The organism is Pseudomonas sp. 5Vm1k (assembly GCF_056161485.1).
Genome location: NZ_JBSPCZ010000004.1, coordinates 390,970 through 408,349, shown reverse-complemented (window position 1 = coordinate 408,349; position 17,380 = coordinate 390,970). Strand labels below are relative to the sequence as shown.

The 17,380-nt window shown below is 60.3% G+C and carries 13 protein-coding genes; all 13 read left to right on the top strand.

Going from position 1 to position 17,380, the window contains the following annotated elements; genetic code table 11:
• The first annotated feature begins 37 nt into the window (after positions 1-37).
• Positions 38-889: an ABC transporter permease gene (locus ACWIKB_RS10935; RefSeq protein ID WP_403027266.1), complete on the top strand. Its 852-nt coding sequence runs from the start codon at positions 38-40 to the stop codon at positions 887-889.
• Entirely contained in the window at positions 886-1,716 is an 831-nt protein-coding gene (locus tag ACWIKB_RS10930) for a quaternary amine ABC transporter ATP-binding protein (protein WP_475266713.1), read from the top strand. Before ACWIKB_RS10935 ends, ACWIKB_RS10930 begins: the two co-directional genes overlap by 4 nt.
• A 166-nt stretch (positions 1,717-1,882) precedes the next feature.
• Positions 1,883-3,406: a histidine ammonia-lyase gene (gene hutH, locus ACWIKB_RS10925; protein WP_475266711.1), complete on the top strand. Its 1,524-nt coding sequence runs from the start codon at positions 1,883-1,885 to the stop codon at positions 3,404-3,406.
• 119 nt (positions 3,407-3,525) lie between these two features.
• Complete coding sequence (gene hutH, locus ACWIKB_RS10920; RefSeq protein ID WP_475266710.1) at positions 3,526-5,058, top strand: histidine ammonia-lyase; 1,533 nt, start codon at positions 3,526-3,528, stop codon at positions 5,056-5,058.
• 110 nt (positions 5,059-5,168) lie between these two features.
• Positions 5,169-6,578, top strand: coding sequence for an amino acid permease (locus ACWIKB_RS10915; RefSeq protein ID WP_475266709.1), 1,410 nt, complete (start codon positions 5,169-5,171; stop codon positions 6,576-6,578).
• Positions 6,579-6,594: 16 nt separating this feature from the next.
• Complete coding sequence (gene hutI, locus ACWIKB_RS10910) at positions 6,595-7,800, top strand: imidazolonepropionase (protein WP_475266707.1); 1,206 nt, start codon at positions 6,595-6,597, stop codon at positions 7,798-7,800.
• Between the two features lie 14 nt (positions 7,801-7,814).
• Positions 7,815-8,618, top strand: coding sequence for an N-formylglutamate deformylase (gene hutG, locus ACWIKB_RS10905; RefSeq protein ID WP_475266706.1), 804 nt, complete (start codon positions 7,815-7,817; stop codon positions 8,616-8,618).
• A gap of 241 nt (positions 8,619-8,859) precedes the next feature.
• Positions 8,860-9,816 carry a choline ABC transporter substrate-binding protein gene (locus ACWIKB_RS10900; protein WP_475266705.1) on the top strand — a complete coding sequence of 319 codons (957 nt, stop codon included), beginning with the start codon at positions 8,860-8,862 and terminating at the stop codon, positions 9,814-9,816.
• 156 nt (positions 9,817-9,972) lie between these two features.
• Complete coding sequence (locus ACWIKB_RS10895) at positions 9,973-10,890, top strand: alpha/beta hydrolase (protein ID WP_475266704.1); 918 nt, start codon at positions 9,973-9,975, stop codon at positions 10,888-10,890.
• 104 nt (positions 10,891-10,994) lie between these two features.
• Entirely contained in the window at positions 10,995-11,966 is a 972-nt protein-coding gene (pip, locus tag ACWIKB_RS10890) for a prolyl aminopeptidase (RefSeq protein WP_054054666.1), read from the top strand.
• On the top strand, positions 11,963-12,400 hold the full coding sequence (dtd, locus tag ACWIKB_RS10885) for a D-aminoacyl-tRNA deacylase (protein WP_475266703.1): 438 nt from the start codon (positions 11,963-11,965) through the stop codon (positions 12,398-12,400). Before pip ends, dtd begins: the two co-directional genes overlap by 4 nt.
• A 276-nt stretch (positions 12,401-12,676) precedes the next feature.
• On the top strand, positions 12,677-14,500 hold the full coding sequence (locus tag ACWIKB_RS10880) for a glucan biosynthesis protein G (protein WP_475266702.1): 1,824 nt from the start codon (positions 12,677-12,679) through the stop codon (positions 14,498-14,500).
• Positions 14,493-17,063, top strand: a complete 2,571-nt coding sequence (mdoH, locus tag ACWIKB_RS10875; protein ID WP_475266701.1) for a glucans biosynthesis glucosyltransferase MdoH — start codon at positions 14,493-14,495, stop codon at positions 17,061-17,063. The genes ACWIKB_RS10880 and mdoH overlap by 8 nt, the downstream gene beginning before the upstream one ends.
• Positions 17,064-17,380: the final 317 nt, after the last annotated feature.

Below are 17,380 nucleotides of genomic sequence, written 5' to 3'. Positions count from 1 at the left end.
GGACGCTTGATCGCAACCCCTTGATTGAGAGTCTCTTATGTTTCCCGAAAGCTTTACCTTTTCCATCGCCGACTGGGTCAACAGTTGGGTCGATTCGCTGGTCACCAACTACGGCGACGTGTTCCGGCACATCTCCGACACCCTGTTGTGGGCCATCGTCAATCTCGAAGGCTTGCTGCGTGCGGCGCCTTGGTGGCTGATGCTGGCAATCGTGGCGGGCGTGGCCTGGCACGCGACCCGTAAAGTTGTGACCACGGCGGTGATCGTCGGTCTGCTGTTCCTTGTCGGCGCCGTCGGTCTCTGGGACAAGCTGATGCAGACCCTCGCGCTGATGATGGTGGCGACGGTCATTTCGGTGCTGATCGGCATTCCGCTGGGCATACTCTCGGCGCGCAGCAATCGCCTGCGTTCGGTGCTGATGCCGTTGCTGGACATCATGCAGACCATGCCAAGCTTCGTGTACCTGATCCCGGTGCTGATGCTGTTCGGCCTGGGCAAGGTCCCGGCGATTTTCGCCACCGTGATCTACGCCGCGCCACCGCTGATCCGCCTGACCGACCTGGGCATCCGCCAGGTGGACGGTGAAGTGATGGAAGCGATCAACGCCTTCGGTGCCAACCGTTGGCAGCAACTGTTCGGCGTGCAACTGCCGCTGGCCCTGCCGAGCATCATGGCCGGGATCAACCAGACCACCATGATGGCCCTGTCGATGGTAGTGATTGCCTCGATGATCGGTGCCCGTGGCTTGGGCGAAGACGTGTTGGTGGGGATTCAGACCCTCAACGTCGGACGTGGCCTTGAAGCTGGTCTGGCGATCGTGATTCTGGCAGTGGTTATCGACCGCATTACTCAAGCGTACGGTCGGCCACGGCATGAGGTGAGCAAATGAGCAACGAAGCCATCAGCAAAATCGAAGTCAAAAACGTCTTCAAGATTTTCGGCAACCGTTCCAAGGACGCGCTGGGCATGATTGGCCAGGGCAAGACCAAGGACCAGGTGCTGGCCGAAACCGGCTGTGTGGTCGGCGTGAATGACTTGTCCCTGAGCATCGGCACCGGCGAGATCTTCGTGATCATGGGCCTGTCGGGTTCCGGCAAATCGACCCTCGTGCGTCACTTCAACCGCCTGATCGACCCGACTAGCGGCGCGATCCTGGTGGACGGCGTGGACATCCTGCAATACGACATGGAAGCCCTGCGCGAATTTCGCCGGCACCGTATCAGCATGGTGTTCCAGAGCTTCGGCCTGCTGCCGCACAAGACCGTGGTGGATAACGTTGCTTACGGCTTGAAAGTGCGTGGCGAGAGCAAGCAAATGTGCTCCGAACGTGCACTGCACTGGATCAACACCGTGGGCCTCAAGGGCTACGAAAACAAATACCCGCACCAGCTCTCGGGCGGCATGCGTCAACGTGTGGGCCTGGCCCGCGCCCTGGCGGCGGACACCGACATCATCCTGATGGACGAGGCGTTCAGCGCTCTCGACCCGCTGATCCGCGCGGAGATGCAGGACCAGTTGCTGGAACTGCAAAAGACCCTGCACAAGACCATCGTCTTCATCACCCACGACCTCGACGAGGCCGTGCGCATCGGCAATCGCATTGCGATCCTCAAGGACGGCCGTCTGATCCAGGTCGGTACGCCAAGAGAGATCCTGCACTCGCCGGCGGATGAGTATGTCGACCGGTTCGTGCAGCGGCGGGCTGCTGTGGTTTAAGGATTTGCGGTGTCTGTGCTGGCCCCTTCGCGGGCAAGCCTCGCTCCTACAGGTTTGTGTCTTTCCCACATTGGATGGCAAACCTGAACCCCGTAGGAGCGAGGCTTGCCCGCGAAGAGGCCGGTGAAGCTGCACAAATATTCAGGATTCACGATTGAGGTCAAAGATGTCCCAGGCTGAAAAAATCGTTATCGCCGACGCCCCGCTGCGTTGGCAGGATGTGGTGGCCGTCGCCCGTCATGGCGCGCAGCTTGAGCTGTCGCCAGAGACCTGGGCGCGGATCGACAATGCCCAGGCCATCGTCCAGCGCATCGTCACCAGTGGCGAACGTGCGTATGGCGTCAACACCGGCCTCGGCGCCTTGTGCAACGTTTCGCTGAAAGACGAACAACTCAGCCAGTTGTCACGCAACACCTTGCTCAGCCATGCCTGTGGCGTCGGCGCACCACTGGCCGACGAGCAGACCCGCGCGATCATCTGCGCCGCCATTCGCAACTACAGCCATGGCAAGTCCGGCATTCATCGCCGGGTGGTCGAAGGCCTGCTGGCGCTGCTCAATCGCGGCATCACCCCGCAAGTGCCGTCCCAGGGTTCGGTGGGTTACCTGACCCACATGGCCCACATCAGCATCACGCTGCTGGGTGTTGGCAATGTCAGCTATCGCGGGCAGATCGTCTCCGCGCAGCAGGCGCTGGCCGAAGAAGGCCTGGAGCCGGTTCAGCTCGGTGCCAAGGACGGTTTGTGCCTGGTCAACGGCACGCCGTGCATGTCGGGCCTTAGCTGCCTGGCGCTGGCCGATGCGACGCGTCTGGTGCAATGGGCCGATGTGATCGGCGCCATGAGTTTTGAAGCGCAGCGCGGTCAGATCGCCGCGTTCGACGCCGAGATCATTGCGCTCAAACCGCACCCGGGCATGCAGCAAGTCGGCAGCAACCTGCGGGCGTTGCTGGATGGCAGTGAGGTGATTGCTTCGAGCAAAGGTATTCGCACTCAGGATGCGTTGAGCATCCGCTCGATTCCGCAAGTCCACGGCGCCGCTCGCGATCAACTGGAGCACGCCAGACAGCAGATCGAAACCGAACTCAACTCAGTCACCGACAACCCGATGCTGCTGGGTACGCCGGACAGCTATCGCGTGATGTCCCAGGCCAACCCGCACGGTCAGTCCGTGGCAATGGCGGCGGATTTGCTGGCGATTGCCATGGCCGAAATCGGCTCCATCGCCGAGCGGCGTCTGGACCGTTTGATCAACCCGCACGTCAGCGGTTTGCCAGCGTTCCTGGTGGCCAATCCGGGGGTTAACTCCGGGATGATGATCGTCCAGTATGTCGCCGCTTCGCTGTGTGCGGAAAACCGCCAGTTGGCGCAACCGGCGGTGCTCGACAACTACGTCACCTCGGGCCTGCAGGAAGACCACTTGAGCCTGGGCACCAACGCTGCGCTGAAGCTGCATCGCGCCCTGGAAAACGTTACGCAGATCCTCGCCATCGAGTACCTGTTGGCGGCCCAGGCGTTTGAATTCTTGAAGGAGCAGCGTTTTGGCGCTGGCACCGATTCGGCGTGGCGTCTGCTGCGCGAACGCGTCCCGGCCTACGACCAGGACCGTTGGTTGGCACCCGACATCGCCGCGGCTGCCAGCGTGTTGAAAGACCCGATTTTGCTGCACAAGGCTTTACCCAATCTGAACTGAAAATCCACAACACCAGCGTGCCAAGGCGCCAGCCCCTCTCAAAAAGTCGGGAAGCGACGGACAACGGAAATCTCCGGAGCGTCTGGTTTAGTTAATAAAACTCTCAAAAGGAGAATGATGTGACTGCGCTTAATTTGATCCCCGGCCAACTGAGCCTTGCCCAACTGCGTGATGTGTATCAGCAACCGGTCAAAATCACCCTCGACAACAGCGCCTCGGCCCAGATCGAAGCCAGCGTTGCCTGCGTGGAACAGATCCTCGCCGAGAACCGCACTGCCTATGGCATCAACACCGGTTTCGGCCTGCTGGCCTCGACCCGCATTGCCAGCGAAGACCTGGAAAACCTGCAGCGCTCGCTGGTGCTGTCCCACGCCGCCGGTGTCGGCGAGCCGATCAGCGATGCCTTGGTACGCTTGGTCATGGTGCTCAAGGTCAACAGCCTGAGCCGTGGTTTCTCCGGTATTCGTCGCGTTGTAATCGACGCACTGATCGCGCTGATCAACGCCGAGGTTTACCCGCACATTCCATTGAAAGGTTCGGTCGGTGCATCGGGTGACTTGGCGCCATTGGCGCATATGTCGCTGGTGCTGCTGGGCGAAGGCAAGGCTCGCTATAAAGGCGAGTGGATGGAAGCCACCGAAGCGCTGAAAGTCGCCGGTCTGACCCCGCTGACCCTCGCTGCGAAAGAAGGTCTGGCGCTGCTCAACGGCACTCAGGTTTCTACCGCTTACGCACTGCGCGGTTTGTTCGAAGGCGAAGACCTGTTCGCCGGCGCCCTGGCCATTGGTGGCATGACGGTTGAAGCGGTCTTGGGCTCGCGCTCGCCGTTCGATGCGCGCATCCACGCTGCACGCGGCCAGAAAGGCCAGATCGACGCCGCTGCCGCTTACCGCGATCTGCTCGGTGAGCGCAGTGAAGTCTCCGATTCCCACGAGAACTGCGAAAAGGTCCAGGACCCGTACTCCCTGCGCTGCCAGCCGCAAGTCATGGGCGCTTGCCTGACCCAGTTCCGTCAGGCCGCCGAAGTACTGGCCGTCGAAGCCAACGCCGTCTCCGACAACCCGTTGGTCTTCGCTGCTGAAGGCGACGTGATCTCCGGCGGTAACTTCCACGCCGAACCAGTGGCCATGGCCGCTGACAACATGGCGTTGGCCATCGCCGAAATCGGTTCCCTGAGCGAACGCCGCATCTCGCTGATGATGGACAAGCACATGTCGCAACTGCCGCCGTTCCTGGTGGCCAATGGCGGCGTGAACTCCGGCTTCATGATCGCCCAAGTGACTGCGGCGGCCCTGGCCAGCGAAAACAAGGCGTTGTCCCATCCGCATTCGGTGGACAGCCTGCCAACCTCCGCCAACCAGGAAGACCACGTGTCGATGGCCCCGGCTGCCGGCAAGCGTCTGTGGGAAATGGCCGAAAACACTCGCGGCGTGTTGGCCGTGGAATGGCTGGCGGCGTGCCAGGGTCTGGATCTGCGTGAAGGCCTGAAGACCTCGACGAAGCTGGAAAAGGCTCGCGCCATCCTGCGCGCTGAAGTGCCATTCTATGAGAAGGACCGTTTCTTTGCACCGGACATCAACGCTGCGAGCGAGCTTCTGGCGACCCGTTGCCTGAACGAGCTGGTGGCGGCGAAGTTGTTGCCTAGCCTGTAATGGCCTCTTCGCGAGCAGGCGCGCTCCCACAGGGTTTACGCAATCCAATGTGGGAGCGAGCCTGCTCGCGAAGCGATTTTACGTCGAATAAAAATAATTAAGGACGAGCAATGCAACCGCAAACAAAAGGATTAAAACGCGGGCTCTCTGCCCGACATATTCGCTTCATGGCGCTGGGGTCGGCTATCGGCACCGGGCTGTTCTACGGTTCTGCCTCGGCCATTCAAATGGCCGGGCCTGCGGTACTGCTCGCTTACCTGATTGGTGGCGCGGCGGTGTTCATGGTCATGCGCGCCCTCGGTGAGATGGCGGTGCACAACCCGGTGGCCGGCTCTTTTGGCCACTACGCCAGCACCTATCTGGGGCCGATGGCGGGTTTCATCCTCGGTTGGACCTACGCGTTCGAAATGGTCATCGTCGGCATGGCCGACGTCACTGCGTTCGGTATTTATATGGGCTTCTGGTTTCCGGAAGTGGCTCGCTGGATCTGGGTGCTCGGCATCGTTTCGGTGGTCGGCGGCTTGAACCTGTGCAACGTCAAAGTCTTTGGCGAAATGGAGTTCTGGTTGTCGCTGCTCAAGGTCGCGGCCATCGTCGCGATGATCCTCGGTGGCTTCGGCATCATGCTGTTCGGCATCAGCACCGCGCCTGGCGCTCAAGCAACCGACATCAGCAATCTCTGGAGCAACGGCGGCTTCATGCCGAACGGCGTGGGCGGCTTGATCGCTTCGTTTGCCGTGGTGATGTTTGCCTTTGGCGGCATCGAGATCATCGGCGTAACGGCTGGTGAAGCCAAAGACCCGCAGCACGTGCTGCCCCGGGCGATCAACGCCGTGCCGTTGCGTATTCTGTTGTTCTACGTGTTGACGATGTTTGTGCTGATGTCGATTTTTCCGTGGCAGCAGATTGGCAGCCAGGGCAGTCCGTTCGTGCAGATTTTCGACAATCTGGGGATCAGTTCGGCGGCGACCATCCTCAATATCGTGGTGATTTCGGCGGCAGTGTCGGCCATCAACAGTGACATCTTCGGCGCTGGCCGGATGATGTACGGGTTGGCCCAGCAAGGACACGCGCCCAAGGGCTTCGCCCGCTTGTCGGGTAATGGCGTGCCATGGATGACTGTGGTGGTGATGAGTGCCGCGCTGCTATTGGGCGTGCTGCTGAACTACCTGATTCCAGAGAACGTATTTCTGTTAATCGCCTCCATTGCGACGTTTGCCACGGTTTGGGTGTGGTTGATGATTCTGTTTACCCAAGTGGCGATGCGTCGTTCCATGAGTGCCGAGCAAGTCGCCCAGTTGAAATTCCCGGTGCCGTTCTGGCCCTATGCACCGATGGCGGCGATTGTGTTCATGCTGTTCATTTTCGGCGTGCTGGGCTATTTCCCGGATACCCAGGCCGCTCTGATTGTTGGCGTGGTCTGGATCGTGTTGCTGGTGCTGGCCTATCTGACCTGGGTGAAACCAGCGGCAGGCCAGGCTGCATTGGTGGCGCGAGACCCTGATTTTTCTCATCGATAACCTAACGGAGGCCAGGATGAAAACGCTCTGGCAACACTGCAACGTCGCAACCATGGCGCATGGCGTCTACTCGATCATCGAGGATGCGGCCATCGTGACGTCCGGTGCGCACATTGAGTGGATCGGCCCACGTGCTGAACTGCCATCGGGCGAATACCCGGCGGTCAATGACCTGAAAGGGGCCTGGGTCACGCCGGGCCTGATCGACTGCCACACCCACACGGTGTTCGGCGGTAACCGCAGCGGTGAGTTCGAGCAGCGCCTGCAAGGCGTCAGCTACTCGGAAATCGCCGCGGCCGGTGGTGGCATCGCCAGCACCGTGCGCGCCACCCGTGCGGCCAGCGAAGACGAACTGTTCGCCAGCGCCGCCAAGCGTCTGAAAAGCCTGCTGCGCGACGGTGTGACCACGGTCGAGATGAAGTCCGGCTACGGCCTCGACCTGGCCAGCGAACGCAAGATCCTGCGGGTCATCCGTCGCCTCGGCGCGGAGTTGCCGGTCAGCGTGCGCAGCACTTGCCTGGCGGCCCATGCCTTGCCGCCGGAATACAAGGATCGCGCCGACGACTACATTGATCACATCTGCGCCGAGATGCTCCCGGCCCTGGCTGCCGAAGGGCTGGTCGATGCCGTGGATGCGTTCTGCGAATACCTGGCGTTCTCGCCAGCGCAGGTCGAGCGCGTATTTATCACCGCACAAGAACTCGGTCTGCCAGTGAAGCTGCATGCCGAGCAGTTGTCGTCCCTCCACGGTTCGAGCCTGGCCGCGCGTTACCACGCGCTGTCCGCCGATCACCTGGAATTCATGGACGAAGACGACGCCATCGCCATGGCCGCGTCCGGCACCGTCGCGGTGTTACTGCCCGGTGCGTTCTACTTCCTGCGGGAAACTCAGTTGCCGCCGATGGACGCCCTGCGCAAACACGGCGTGAAAATCGCCATCGCCAGCGACCTCAATCCCGGCACCTCGCCGGCCTTGTCGCTGCGCTTGATGTTGAACATGGCCTGTACCTGTTTCCGCATGACCCCGGAAGAAGCGTTGGCCGGTGCAACCATTCATGCCGCCACCGCGCTGGGCATGGCTGAGACTCACGGTTCGCTGGAAGTCGGCAAGGTGGCGGATTTCGTCGCCTGGCAAATCGATCGTCCCGCCGACCTGTCGTACTGGCTGGGCGGTGACCTGGAAAAACGCGTCGTGCGCCATGGCGTCGAAACAAGCATTTAGTTAGGAGAACAGTTGTGGATAAGGTTCTGAACTTCAAACAAGGCCGCGTACCGCTGCTGATCAGCATGCCCCATGCGGGCCTGCGCCTGACGCCTGTGGTCGAAGCCGGGTTGATTCCCGACGCGAAAAGCCTGCCGGACACCGACTGGCACATCCCTCAGCTTTACGAATTTGCCGCTGAACTGGGTGCCAGCACCTTGGCTGGCGAGTACTCGCGGTTTGTCATCGACCTGAACCGACCGTCCGACGACAAACCGATGTACGTCGGCGCCACCACAGGTCTGTACCCATCGATCCTGTTCGACGGTATTCCCTTGTTCCGTGAGGGCATGGAACCGTCAGCGGCCGAGCGTGCGACTTATCTGGAAAAGGTCTGGACGCCGTATCACAGCACTTTGCAGAACGAACTGGCGCGACTCAAAGCCGAGTTCGGTTATGCGCTGCTGTTCGATGCGCACTCGATCCGTTCGATCATCCCGCACCTGTTCGACGGCAAGCTACCGGACTTCAACCTCGGCACCTTCAACGGCGCCAGTTGCGATCCACAGTTGGCGACGCAACTGGAAGCCATCTGCGCGAAACACACTGATTACAGCCATGTGCTGAACGGACGTTTCAAGGGGGGCCACATCACCCGGCATTACGGCAACCCGGCCGAAAACATCCACGCTGTGCAACTGGAACTGGGGCAGTGCACGTATATGGAAGAGTTTGAACCGTTCCGCTATCGCCCGGATCTGGCGGCACCGACGCAGGTGGTGCTTAAGGAGTTGCTGCAAGGGTTGTTGGCCTGGGGCCAAAAGCACTACAGCGCATAACCCTTGTGGGAGCGGGCTTGCTCGCGAAGAGGCCTTGTCAGTCGCCATCAACGTGGAATGACACACCGCTTTCGCGAGCAAGCCCGCTCCCACAGGTACGGCGCTGTGCCAGCAAGTCGCCACCGTGCAAATCTCGGTCGCTACAGTTCGCTTTTACCCTCTCGACGCTGCGTAATGTTCTGGGCACGGTGCATGAAGACACCGGCCCCCAACAATAATCTGCCGCACGAGAACGCTATCCATGACAAGCACCAAAGGTTTGTTCACCCGCTGTCTCTCCATCCTCTGCGGCACCGCTCTCTTGAGCACCAGCGTCCTGGCCAGTGAAGACCCTTCCTGCAAAGCCGTGCGCATGGGCGTGGTCAACTGGACCGACGTCATCGCCACCAGTGGCATGGCCGATGTGTTGCTCAATGGCCTGGGCTACGAAAGCAAGCAAACCAGTGCCGTGCAGCAAATCATCTTCGCCGGCATCCGCGATAAGCGCCTCGATATTTTCCTCGGTTACTGGAAACCGGCGATGGACAAGAACATCGCCCCGTTCGTCGCCGCCAATCAGGTCAAGGTCATGGACAAACCGAGCCTGGCCGACGCCCAGGCCACTCTCGCCGTACCTGAGTATGTGGCCGCAGCCGGACTGAAAACTTTCGGCGATATCGCTAAATTCAAGGATCAGTTAGGCGGCAAGATCTACGGCATCGAGCCGGGCAGCGGTGCCAACACCACCATCAAGACCATGATCGAGACCAATCACTTCGGCCTGAAGGATTTCAAACTGATCGAATCCGGTGAGGCCGGCATGCTCGCCGCGGTACAACGGGCGGTGAATCGCAAGGAGTTCGTGGTGTTCGTCGGCTGGACCCCGCACCCGATGAACATCAACATGAAGATCGCCTACCTGACCGGCAGTGAAGACGTGTACGGCCCGAACGAAGGCGCAGCGACGGTCTCCACCGTAACTGCCCCGGATTACGCCGAACGCTGCCCGAACGTGAATCGCCTGCTGCAAAACCTGACCTTTACCGCATCCCAGGAAAGCCAGTTGATGGTGCCGATCATGGAGCGCAAAACGCCGCAGGACGTTGCCAAGGCCTGGCTGCGTGATCATCCGGAAGACCTTCAGCGCTGGCTGGCGGGTGTCAGCAGTTTTGATGGCAAGGATGGTGTGGCGACTGTGCAGGCCAGCCTGAAACCCTGACTTGGAATGAAGAACCTGTGGGAGCGGGCTTGCTCGCGAAGGCGGTGTGTCAGGCAACAGTTGTATCGACTGACACGACGCCTTCGCGAGCAAGCCCGCTCCCACAGGGATCTCCGGCGACATACACAATCCCCTGAACAGGCTGACAGCAGGCCCATGTCTACTTTTCCCCTCTCTGAGCAAATGTCGGCCTTCGTCGAGAAAACCCTCGGTTTCAACAGCACCGACAGCAGCCTCACCGGGTTGCGCCAGGCCTACAGTGCGATGTGTCGGGCGTTTACCCCGCCGTGTCCCGCCGGGCTTGAGGTCACCGACTTCACGTTATCGGGCGTGGCAGTGCGTTCCTATCGACCGCCGGTGACGCCACCGACCAGCGGCTGGCCGTGCATTTTGTATCTGCATGGTGGCGGTTGGGTGGTGGGTGATCTGGATTCCCATGACTTCATCTGCGCCGAGTTAGCGGCGGCATTGGGGACGATGGTGGTGGCCGTGGATTATCGGTTGGCGCCTGAGCATCCGTTCCCGGCGGGATTCGAAGATTGCCTGAAAGTCTGGCGCGCCTTGCGCTCGGGCCCGTTCTGGTTCGATGCACAACGGATGCTGGTCGCCGGGGACAGCGCCGGTGGCAATCTGGCCGCCGCCTTATGCCTGGCCTTGCGCGATGCGGGCGAGCCGATGCCCGCCGCTCAAGTGCTGATTTATCCGGGCCTGGGTGGCGATCATCGTTCTCCTTCACGCAGTGAGTGCGCCGACGCACCGTTGCTCAGCAGCAGCGATGTGGATTGTTATCACGCACTTTATTTGCGCGGTACTCAACAACCGACAGCCAATGCCATGCCATTGCTCGCCGACGATTACAGCGGTTTGCCCCCCGCGCTGATCGCTGTGGCGCAATTCGACCCGCTGCGCGACGACGGTGTGCGCTACGCCGAACGACTCAACGCCGCCGGTGTGAGCGCGACGCTTTATTACGGAGAGGGGCTGGTGCACGGTTGTTTGCGGGGGCGCGGTCAGGTTGCCGAGGTCGACCGGCTCTATGAAAACCTGCTCGAGTTTCTGGCTGACAGACTCTGACGCTGTAAGGGCATGCTCATTGACGTAATTCGGGTTTATGATGCCGGACGGCAGAATAATTGAAGTCCCCCCAGGGATGACCTCGACCCCTTACGGAGCGTGCAATGCAGACTTTGTACCCGCAGATCAAACCCTACGCCCGGCACGATCTGGCCGTCGATAAAACCCACACGCTGTACGTCGACGAAAGCGGTTCACCGGAAGGTTTGCCGGTGGTGTTCATCCACGGCGGCCCCGGCGCCGGGTGTGATGCACAGAGCCGCCGGTACTTCGACCCAAACCTGTATCGCATTGTCACTTTCGATCAGCGCGGTTGCGGTCGCTCCACGCCCCACGCCAACCTTGAAAACAACACCACCTGGGATCTGGTCGCCGACCTTGAGCGGATCCGCAAACACCTGAACATCGAAAAATGGGTGCTGTTTGGCGGCTCCTGGGGTTCGACCCTGGCCCTGGCCTACGCGCAAACCCACCCGGAGCGTGTGCACGGTCTGATCCTGCGCGGGATTTTTCTCTGCCGTCCGCAGGAAATCGAGTGGTTCTATCAGGCTGGCGCCAGTCGTCTGTTCCCCGATTACTGGCAGGACTACATCGCGCCGATCCCACTGGACGAGCGCGGCGACTTGCTGACCGCTTTCCACAAGCGCCTGACCGGCAACGATCAGATCGCTCAGATGCACGCGGCCAAGGCCTGGTCCACCTGGGAAGGCCGGACCGCGACCTTGCGGCCGAACCCGCTGGTGGTCGATCGCTTCTCTGAGCCGCAGCGCGCGCTGTCGATTGCCCGGATCGAATGTCACTACTTCACCAACAACGCTTTCCTTGAACCGAACCAGCTGATTCGCGACATGGGCAAGATTGCCCATTTGCCCGGCGTGATCGTCCATGGCCGCTACGACGTGATCTGTCCGTTGGACAACGCCTGGGAATTGCATCAAGCCTGGCCGAACAGCGAACTGCAGGTGATCCGCGATGCCGGCCACGCCGCGTCCGAACCGGGCATCACCGATGCCTTGGTGCGCGCCGCTGGTCAGATGGCCCGGCGCTTGCTTGATCTGCCGCCTGAAGAAGCATGAAGGGCCTGCTGCAACGCGTGCGTGGCGCGCGAGTCGAGGTAGCGGGGGAGGTGGTTGGCGCGGTGGACCAGGGTTTGCTGGTTCTGGTGGCGGTCGAGCCCGAGGACACTCGGGCCAGCGCCGACAAACTTCTGCATAAACTGCTTAACTATCGTGTATTCAGTGATACAGAAGGCAAGATGAATCTGTCCCTGGCGGATGTCGGTGGTGGCTTGCTGCTGGTCTCGCAGTTCACCCTGGCGGCCGACACCAAGAGCGGGTTGCGCCCGAGTTTTTCGACGGCGGCGCCTCCGGCCCTGGGTGAAGAACTTTTCGACTATCTATTAGGTAAAGCGAAAGAGGTGCATGGCACTGTGGCATCAGGTAGATTCGGCGCGGATATGCAGGTGCACCTGGTCAATGATGGCCCGGTAACCTTCCTGTTACAGACCTGAAAGCCCCTGAAACATGTTTTTAAGGGCATTTCGACTGAAAACAGGGGTTTTTCGCGATAAATACTTTGTTACCCCTGATGCGTTGTAACGCGGCCTACTAGATAATCGCGCGCTACGGGGATCAGCGTTCGTTGGCCCATTTTGACTTAGGTAGAGACTTGCCCGGAACCTGTTGGGGAATCATTTAGCCCCATAGGAGTCGGAACAATGCTCGCCAACCTGGCATATAGATAGCTGGCCGTTGGTTTTTTGATCTGTTTTCGGCGAGGGTTGCTCGTGATTGTTAGTCCCTGTAATGCACCAAAATTGTCTGCCCAACGGTTCCGAAGCGCTCTGGTAGCGGGCTCTGCACTGCTGTGTCTGCTCAGCGCCGGCCAGCTTTGGGCATTCAACCTGGATGATGTGTCGGTCAAGGCGAAAGAGCTGGCCGGGCAGAAATTCGAAGCCCCGCGCAGTAACCTGCCGAACGAATTCCGCGAAATGAAATTCGCGGACTATCAGAAAATTCGTTTCCGCACTGAAAAAGCCGAGTGGGCCGATCAGAAAACCCCGTTCAAGCTTTCGTTCTATCACCAGGGCATGCATTTCGACACCCCGGTGAAAATCAACGAAATCACGGCCAACAACGTCGAAGAGATCAAATACGACCCAAGTCGTTTCGATTTCGGCGATGTTAAGTTCGATCCTAAAGCCACCGAACAACTGGGTTATGCCGGTTTCCGTGTGCTGTACCCGATCAACAAGGCCGACAAGCAAGACGAAATCATGACCATGCTCGGCGCGAGTTATTTCCGCGTTGTCGGCAAGGGTCACACCTATGGCTTGTCCGCTCGCGGCATGGCCATCGATACCGCATTGCCGTCCGGCGAAGAATTCCCGCGTTTCACCGAGTTCTGGATTCAACAGCCAAAACCGGGTGACAAACACCTGGTGATCTTCGCGCTGCTGGATTCGCCGCGTGCCACCGGTGCGTACCGCCTGACCCTGCGTCCAGGCAGCGACACCGTGGTCGACGTCAAGGCCCGCATGTTCCTGCGTGACAAGGTCACCAAGCTCGGCGTTGCCCCGCTGACCAGCATGTTCCTGTTCGGCGCCAACCAGCCGTCGAAAGTGCTCAACTATCGCCGCGAACTGCACGACTCCAGCGGTCTGTCGATCCATGCCGGCAACGGCGAGTGGATCTGGCGTCCTCTGAACAACCCGAAACACCTGGCGGTGAGCAACTTTGCCATCGAAAACCCGCGTGGCTTTGGCTTGCTGCAACGTGGTCGTGACTTCAGCCACTACGAAGACCTCGACGACCGTTACGACAAGCGCCCAAGTGCCTGGATCGAGCCAAAAGGCGATTGGGGCAAGGGTTCTGTAGACCTGGTGGAAATTCCGACCGCCGACGAAACCAACGACAACATCGTTGCCTTCTGGAGCCCGGAAAAACTGCCTGAGCCAGGCCAGCCGCTCGACGTCGCCTATCGCATGCACTGGACCATCGACGAAGCTGCCATCCACGCTCCGGACAGCGCCTGGGTCAAACAGACCCTGCGTTCCACCGGCGACGTGAAGCAGTCCAACCTGATCCGTCAGCCGGATGGCACCGTTGCCTATCTGGTGGACTTCGAAGGCCCGTCCCTGGCCGCATTGCCGGAAACCGCAGACGTGCGCAGCCAGGTCAGCGTTGGCGACAATGCCGAGCTGGTCGAGAACACCGTGCGCTACAACCCTGAAACCAAGGGCTGGCGCCTGACCCTGCGCATGAAGATCAAGGACGCAGGCAAAGCTACCGAGATGCGCGCATCCCTGGTCGAGAAAATCGTGCCTGAGGATCTGGCCAAGTCTTCGATTCCAGCTTCCAATTCCTCCGTTGCCAAGGCCGACAAGGTCGCCGCCAAGCAGCAGGAGAAAGCGGACAAGGAAGCCAAGGACGCCAAGCAAGCTGAAGCCAAACAGGCCGATGCCAAGCCGGCTGCCGATACCAAGAACAAGGACAACAAAGACGCCAAGCAGCCAGTCGCTGCGGACGCGGCCCCAGCCACACCGGATTCGGCGGCGACTGAAGAAGTCCTGACCGAAACCTGGAGCTACCAGTTGCCTGCCGATGAGTAATTCTCAAGTAAAGCCAGAGACTCTGTCGGAGTATCTGGCGCATTTACCGATGACCGACGAGCAGCGCGCGGAACTCGCGGGCTGCCAGTCCTTCAGTGAACTGCACCAGCGTCTTTCGTCCTCGACATTCGACGCACCGACCGAGGCTGCACAAGCCTCGGTAGGCAAGCGCCTGCTCCTGAACAGTGCCGAAGAACTGGAAGAAGCGGAAATGCTGGCGGTTGATGCCAGTGGTCGTGTGGTACTCAAAGCGACCCCGCCGATCCGTCGGACCAAAGTCGTGCCGGAACCATGGCGCACCAATATTCTGGTGCGTGGCTGGCGCCGGATGACCGGTCGCACCAATCCGCCGGCGCCGCCGAAGGATGAACGCGTGTTGCCGGCGGCTCGCTGGCGCACCGTCGGTTCGATCCGTCGCTACATTCTGCTGGTGCTGATGCTCGGCCAGACCATCGTGGCTGGCTGGTACATGAAAGGCATCATGCCGTATCAGGGCTGGGCGTTCGTCGACCTGAACGAAGTGCTGCATCAACCGCTGCTGCAAACCGCCACGCAAGTGCTGCCGTATGCGCTGCAAACCAGCATCCTGATTCTGTTCGGGATTCTGTTCTGCTGGGTGTCGGCCGGTTTCTGGACGGCGCTGATGGGCTTCCTCGAGTTGCTCACCGGTCACGACAAATACCGTATTTCCGGTAAAAGCGCCGGCAACGAGCCGATTGCCAAGGACGCACGCACTGCACTGGTGATGCCGATCTGCAACGAAGACGTGCCACGGGTGTTTGCCGGTTTGCGTGCGACCTTCGAGTCGGTCGCGGCCACGGGTGACCTGGATCGTTTCGACTTCTTCGTCCTCAGCGACAGTAACGAAACCGATATCTGCGTGGCCGAGCAACAGGCCTGGCTGGACGTCTGCCGTGAAGCCAAAGGCTTCGGCAAGATCTTCTATCGCCGCCGTCGCCGTCGCGTCAAACGTAAAAGCGGCAACCTCGACGACTTCTGCCGTCGTTGGGGCGGTGACTACAAGTACATGGTCGTGCTCGACGCGGACTCCGTGATGAGCGGCGAATGCCTGACCAGTCTGGTGCGCTTGATGGAAGCCACGCCGGACGCCGGGATCATCCAGACCGCGCCACGTGCGTCGGGCATGGACACCCTTTATGCGCGTATGCAGCAGTTTGCGACCCGTGTGTACGGTCCGCTGTTCACTGCCGGTTTGCACTTCTGGCAGTTGGGCGAATCCCACTACTGGGGTCACAACGCGATCATCCGCATGAAGCCGTTTATCGAGCACTGCGCCCTGGCGCCGTTGCCGGGTAAAGGTGCGTTTGCCGGTGCGATTCTGTCCCACGATTTCGTCGAAGCTGCGCTGATGCGCCGTGCCGGCTGGGGCGTGTGGATTGCCTACGATTTGCCGGGCAGCTACGAAGAACTGCCGCCGAACCTGCTGGACGAACTCAAGCGTGACCGTCGCTGGTGCCACGGTAACCTGATGAACTTCCGCCTGTTCCTGGTTAAAGGCATGCACCCGGTACACCGTGCGGTGTTCCTGACCGGCGTGATGTCTTACCTGTCGGCGCCGTTGTGGTTCTTCTTCCTCGTGTTGTCCACGGCGCTGCTGGCGGTGAACACGTTGATGGAGCCGCAGTACTTCATGGAGCCGCGACAGCTTTACCCGCTGTGGCCGCAATGGCATCCAGACAAAGCCGTCGCGCTGTTCTCGACGACCATCGTGCTGCTGTTCCTGCCGAAGCTGTTGAGCATCATCCTGATCTGGGCCAAGGGCGCGAAAGAGTTCGGTGGCAAGTTCAAGGTGACGTTCTCTATGCTGCTGGAGATGTTGTTCTCCATGCTGCTGGCGCCGGTGCGGATGATTTTCCACACCCGTTTCGTACTCGCCGCGTTCCTCGGCTGGGCTGCGACCTGGAACTCGCCGCAACGTGACGACGACTCCACGCCATGGAGCGAAGCGGTCAAGCGCCACGGCCCGCAAACCTTGCTGGGCTTCTTCTGGGCCCTGCTGGTGGTCTGGCTGAACCCGAGCTTCCTGTGGTGGCTGGTACCGATCGTCGGTTCGCTGATGCTGTCGATCCCGGTATCGGTGATCTCCAGCCGTGTCGGCCTGGGCCTGAAGTCCCGTGACGAGAGCCTGTTCCTGATCCCTGAGGAATACAATCCGCCACAAGCGCTGCTGGCCACCGATCAGTACACCCACGAAAACCGTTATCACCAGTTGAAAGACGGCTTCATCCGCGCCGTGGTCGATCCACAGCAGAACGCCTTGGCGTGCTCGCTGGCGACGTCCCGTCACGGTCAGGCCGAGCCGATCGAGTGGTTGCGTGTGGAGCGCGTTCGTCATGCGTTGAAGGCCGGGCCTGCCGGGCTGAACAATCATGAGCGCCTACAACTGCTGAGTGACCCGGTGGCATTGGGTCGTTTGCATGAGCAGGTCTGGAGCGAAGGCCACACCGAGTGGCTGGACGCCTGGCGGCAATCGGTGAAAGCCGATCCGCATGCGCCGTTGCTGCCGCTTAAGCCACTGAGTGCACAGCCTCAGTTGGCCTGATAAAAAACCCCGCGAAAGCGGGGTTTTTTGTTTGTGGGGTAGTCTGGATGAGCATCGACCTTTAAATCCACCCCTCTCCCTAACCCTCCCGAAACGTCGGACCGCCCCAAAGGGGCGAGGGGACTGACCGAGGTGTCTTGCGTCATACATCGACCTGAGATATCGAGTCGAACTCAGGACTTGAATAGCATGAAGATCTGCTCCCTTTCCCCCTCTCCCCTCTGGGGAGAGGGCTGGGGTGAGGGGTGGCTCTTGAATGTTTAAAGTACCAACAGCCATCCACATTCTTCCGGCAGGTCTTTCCTGCATCGGAGCCA